This is a genomic window from Xenorhabdus khoisanae (assembly GCF_001037465.1).
In the GTDB taxonomy this organism is placed as follows: domain Bacteria; phylum Pseudomonadota; class Gammaproteobacteria; order Enterobacterales; family Enterobacteriaceae; genus Xenorhabdus; species Xenorhabdus khoisanae.
In genome coordinates this window covers 1-5,897 of the sequence record NZ_LFCV01000161.1, presented here as the reverse complement: position 1 = coordinate 5,897, position 5,897 = coordinate 1, and the positions used below count along the sequence as shown (strand labels likewise).

4 protein-coding genes are annotated in these 5,897 nt (G+C 44.6%); all 4 read left to right on the top strand.

Annotation, left to right across the window (positions count from 1 at the left end):
* A partial coding sequence (locus tag AB204_RS18670) for a tyrosine-type recombinase/integrase (protein ID WP_072061475.1) occupies positions 1–1,261 on the top strand: 1,261 nt, incomplete at its 5' end.
* 140 nt (positions 1,262–1,401) lie between these two features.
* A complete protein-coding gene (locus AB204_RS18665; RefSeq protein ID WP_047964888.1) occupies positions 1,402–1,608 on the top strand; it encodes a helix-turn-helix transcriptional regulator in 207 nt (68 codons plus the stop codon).
* A 110-nt stretch (positions 1,609–1,718) separates the two neighbouring features.
* Positions 1,719–4,157 (top strand): phage/plasmid primase, P4 family, encoded by a 2,439-nt coding sequence (locus AB204_RS18660; protein ID WP_084728624.1) that lies wholly within the window; start codon positions 1,719–1,721, stop codon positions 4,155–4,157.
* A gap of 828 nt (positions 4,158–4,985) precedes the next feature.
* A partial coding sequence (hemA, locus tag AB204_RS18655; protein WP_047964887.1) for a 5-aminolevulinate synthase occupies positions 4,986–5,897 on the top strand: 912 nt, incomplete at its 3' end.

Below are 5,897 nucleotides of genomic sequence, written 5' to 3'. Positions count from 1 at the left end.
CGCCCGGCAAATCGAAACTGCAAAACCCAAAGAAAAAACCTACAAACTCGCCGATGGCGGTGGTCTCTATTTAGAAGTCTCAGCTCGCGGCTCAAAATACTGGCGGATGAAGTATTACCGTCCGACTGATAAGAAAGAAGATCGGCTGGCGTTCGGCGTTTATCCGGCGGTATCGTTAGCCGATGCCCGCGCTAAACGCGATGAAGCCAAAAAGCTGATGGCGCAAGGCATCGATCCCAAAGCTGAGAAAAGAGGTGCTCCCTCACCTGCCAAAGTGAATACTTTTGAACAGGTCGCTCGTGCATGGCACGCCAGTAACAAACGCTGGAGCGACAACCATCGTCAAAAAGTGCTGCGCAGCCTTGAGCAGTACATCTTCCCCCATATCGGCACCCGCGATATTACCACATTACGCACCAGCCAGCTTTTAGCTCCGGTCAAAGCCATTGATGAGCAGGGAAAACACGATATTGCCCAGCGCCTGCGCCAGCGTGTCACCGCCATCATGCGCTATGCTGTCCAGAATGACATTCTGGAATCCAATCCGGCGAACGATATGGCGGGCGCACTCACTACCACAAAATCCCGTCACCATCCCGCACTGCCCCATGAATACTTGCCTGACTTTTTAGCTCGCTTATCTTCCTATCGCGGGCGCTTGCTGACCAAGATTGCGGTAGAACTGGCGCTGCTGACGTTTGTCCGCTCCAGCGAACTGAGATTTGCCCGCTGGCAGGAAATCGACCTTGAAAACGCGGTCTGGAAAATTCCCGCCACACGAAAACCTATCAAAGGCGTTCGCTTTTCTGAGCGCGGCATGAAAATGAAAACCGATCACATTGTACCGTTAAGCCGTCAGGCTGTTTTGCTTATCAACGCCTTGCAGGAACTGAGCGGCAATTGCGAGGTGATATTTCCCAGTGATCATGGTAATGCGAAAGTGATGAGTGAAAACACCGTCAACAAGGCGCTGCGGGCGATGGGCTACGACACGCAAACCGATGTTTGTGGGCATGGTTTCCGCACAATGGCGCGCGGGGCAATGGGCGAATCCGGCCTGTGGAGCGATGACGCTATCGAACGCCAATTGAGCCATATCGAACGCAACAATGTCCGGGCGGCGTATATTCACACCTCCAAACATCTGGATGAACGGCGGCTGATGGTGCAGTGGTGGGCGGATTATCTGGATGCGAACCGGGAACAATCCATCACACCCTATGACTTCGCCAAACCGCTGCGCGACCGGAAAAACCGTTAGTACAATTTGTAACCTTTTAATTTTCATCGAAGGATAACTAATTAACGCTGTTCATTGTGTTTGGCTTTTTCAATAATCCGCCTGTCATCCAATAACGTCCACGATGAGCGCTCAAGGACTCGGTAACAGGAGAATTAAATATGATAGTGACAGCATTGAAAACCAGCCTGATCCGTCTGCCGGAAGTACAACGCAGAACGGGTTACAGCAAAGCGTGGATCTACAAACTGATTAGCGATGGTGAATTCCCGCAACAGGTCAAAATCGGACCTCGCTCAGTAGCCTTTATTGAAGCAGAAATTGATCACTGGATTGCGCAGCGGATCGCCGAATCACGGGCGGCATAACGAATAAGAGAACATGACATAAGAATAAACGAACTATAAAACACAACGCCCCGAAGTGCTTCCAACACTGCGAGGCGTTTCACCAACAATCATTAAGCAAGGTAAAAATGATGGCTGATACACAGCATACCCAAACTCGCCCTAAATTTACAGCTCAAAAAACAACAAGCAATCACAAATCGCTTGACCTGATCCAAACCGTCAAAACTTCGGCTATGTACTCATGGCAAAACCTGCTGCCAGCTTGCGGTATCACTGTTCCGGCAAAAGGTAAACATGGTGCCTGCCCGGTTTGTGGCGGCACTGACCGTTTTCACTTTATCGACGACCATCATCATGGCAACTGGCATTGCCGCCAGTGTGACGCCCCGAACTATGGCGATGGACTGGATTTAGTGGCAAAAACCAACGGGATCTCGATTCTTGAAGCCGCAAAAGTTATTGCTAACGTGCAGGCATTGCCCTTACCGGAACTCAAGCCCGCCAAAGAAAATCTCTATCCAACACAGCCCATTGCCGAACGAGTGGCGGCACTGATGGCGCAGACTGTCGCTGGGAAATCTCCCTATCTGACGGCAAAAGGGCTGCATTGCCCTAATCAGCGTTTGTTGCCCGATAATTCGGCAGTGTTGGCACTGACAACACTGGATAAAAAAGTCACAGGTGCGCAGATCATTAAGCCCAATGGTGAGAAAAAATTACTGTCTGGCAGCCAGAAGAAAGGTGCGTTTATTGCATTGTCAGAACTGGGAGAGCAACCCGACACGGTGATCATTACCGAAGGTTACGCCACGGCACTAACAGTTAACCAACTCTATAAAGGCACTGTTCTGGCGGCACTGGATGTAGGCAATTTGTATTCTGTCGCCAAAGCCGTTAGGGAACGCTGGTTGAACACAAAAATCATTATTGCCGCAGATAATGACTGGCATCATCCCGATGAATTGGATAAGAACGGTAAACCTAAAACGAATATTGGCAAGATCTCAGCAGAAAAAGCTGCCTTTGCGGTTAATGGCTGGATCGCGTTACCGCCTACAGAACATAAAGCTGACTGGAATGATTATCGCCAGAATCACGGTATTGAGGCAGCAAAACAGGCTTTTAGTGAGGGGCTTTATCAACCGGCATCAACCAAGAAAAAAGCAGCAGCTCAATCTAATGATACCGAATCTTCCAAGCTGACACTCTGCCAGATGGGAGCCAGCCAGCGCGGAGAAATCTTGCTGGCGCGTTATAACGGAGATTTGGCTTTGGATGGCGCTTCGGAAACCGTTCATCACTATGATGGCATTGTCTGGCGTCCGGTCAGTGACCGCGATTTAAAGCGGGAAATGGTGGCAACCTTTATGGAAGAAAAACTGCCATACTCGCCGCATGGCATCAGCTCTGCCGTGGATGCCCTGAAATTACAGCTTCCGATGATGCAGCCGCCAAAGCGCCACTTAATCGGATTCAGTAATGGCGTGTTTGACCTGAAGAGCTGTCAATTCCGCCCTCATCGCAAACATTATTGGTTATTACTCGCCAATGATGTCGAATTCAATTCCCCTGATTCGGGGGAAACCCTGCAAGATTATGCGCCGCAGTTCTGGTACTGGCTCAATCGGGTGACAGCCAACTGTGAGAATAAGTTTGATCGCGTACTGGCAGCCCTGTTCATGGTGCTGGCAAACCGCTACGACTGGCAGCTGTTTCTGGAAGTCACCGGCGCCGGAGGCAGTGGCAAAAGTATCTTTGCCGAAATCTGTTCAATGCTGGCAGGCAAAGGTAATACTGTTTCAGCGAGTATGGCTGCACTGGAAAACCCACGGGAACGGGCGCTGATTGTCGGTTATTCGCTGATTATCCTGCCAGACCAGACCCGCTATGTGGGCGATGGTTCCGGCATTAAAGCGATTACAGGTGGCGATGAAGTTGCCATTGACCCAAAACATAAACAACCTTACTCAACCCGTATCCCTGCGGTGGTGCTGGCAGTAAACAATAACGCCATGAGTTTCAGTGATCGCAGTGGTGGCGTATCGCGGCGTCGGGTGATTTTTAACTTTTCCGAAGTCGTACCGGAAAATGAACGTGATCCACATCTGCGGGATAAAATCGCGACAGAATTGCCTGTGATTATCCGGCACCTGCTGCATAAGTTCGCTGACCCACAAACTGCAAGGCGATTACTGGCAGAGCAACAGAAATCAGAGGAAGCGCTGGATATCAAACGCGGCACCGATCCACTGGTTGATTTCTGTGGCTACCTGCTTGCGTCCGATGAAGCTGATGGCCTGTTAATCGGCAATGCGGAAATTATGCCGTTTAATCCCCGCAAATACCTTTATCACGCCTATCTTGCCTATATGAAAGGCAATAACCTGAACAAACCCATTTCTGTAACCCGTTTTGGCATGGATATGCCCGGTGCGCTGGCAGAGTACAACCAGCACTACCTGCGCAAGAAAAGCAAACACGGCATTCGTAGCAATCTGAGCCTGGATCTTGATACTGCCATCGAATGGATGCCTAAACTGATAAGGGATAACCTGCCCGAAGAATAATTTTTTTCTTTATTGATGATAGCTTTCAAAGAAATATAAAAAAGTGTTCACCACTATTCATCTTATAATTTAAACCAGATATATCAATGCATTATAGGGTGAATAGTTATTTTTAAACTGTTCACAACTATTCAACCCTGTTCACCTTTTTCAGATCTGAGGTGAACGGTTAGGTGAAGAGTGGTGATGAGTTTGATTTCAAGTTATCATCATTTAACAATATGAATTTAAATGAAAATTATCAAAGGTGAATAGGGTGAACAGTTTTATTTCTAATTCTTTAATAGGGTGGCCTAGATAAAAAGGCTTTTCTGGCTGGCATAGTGTTTTTCAAAGTCTCTGGTTTGTCAGGTTAATCTATTAGCCGGACAAACCAGAGAAGACAAGCGCAGCGCGTCAGTGTGATTTTAGATTTATCATGCACATCAGATACATAAGATATGTGGACACTTACTTACCCCTAATACCACGATAAGCAAGAATACTTCCATATTTGAATGTCTCACTATTAATGAAACAGTATTTAGGGTAATTGTTTTATAATACTCTTCATATGAGTGATAGTGATATCATATTCCAAATAGTTTCTGAATTTAAAAATATTCTCATTTTATTGTTTTAACGAAAATATTTTTACATCTGGAAACCATAAACTACTCCCAACAACTTATTAGGATATTTATTTTTATTACTTGCTTATTTTTATTACTACATTAATAATGCGTCTTACATAAGGTTTTTTATTTGTCTGTTTAATTTTAATATTTACACATTGAAATCATAACTTTTGTCAAAAATAACATTACAATTAATTAGGGTAATTATTTTATGTATGAGAACATTCTTAATGAAAAACTAATGAAGTTAAAGGAAGATGGGCAATATCGTGAATTTGTAACATTAAATCGCATCTGCGGACAATATCCTTTGGCAAAAGCAAATCATATAGAAAATGAAAATTCTGTTGTCGTTTGGTGTAGCAATGATTATCTAGGAATGTCCCAAAACCCTATTGTAATTGATGCTATGCATAAGGCAATTGATTTATTTGGTGCTGGATCTGGTGGTTCTAGAAATATTGGAGGAAATCACTATCAATATAAAGAATTAGAATCATCATTAGCTGAATGGCATAATAAAGAATCCGCATTAGTCTTTCCCACAGGTTACAGTTCGAATGATGCAACTTTGCAATGTTTACTACGCCTATTTGAAAACTGCATTATTTTCTCTGATGAGCTAAACCATGCATCTATTATTAATGGAATACGTAGTACAAAAGCAGAATGTTTTAAATTTAAACATAACGACACAAAGCATTTAGAAAAATTACTATCAGAACAACCTTATAACCGTCCTAAGATCATAGTTTTTGAATCAATTTATTCTATGGATGGTGATATTTCTCCAATTAAAGAAATTGCAGACCTTGCTAAGAAATATAATGCGTTAACTTATCTTGATGAAGTACATGCTGTTGGTATGTATGGCCCTAGAGGAGCAGGAATTGCTGCTGGGCTAGGTATTTCCGATTCAATAAATATTATTCAAGGTACTATGGCTAAAGGAATTGGTGTTATAGGTGGGTATATCACTGCCTCTGATACAATAATTGATGCAATTCGTTCTTTCGCTTCTGGTTTTATATTCACAACCTCATTACCTCCGGCCATAGTAGCGGCATGCTATGCAAGCATTGAATACTTAAAGACTTCTTGTATAGAAAGAGAAAAGTTACAT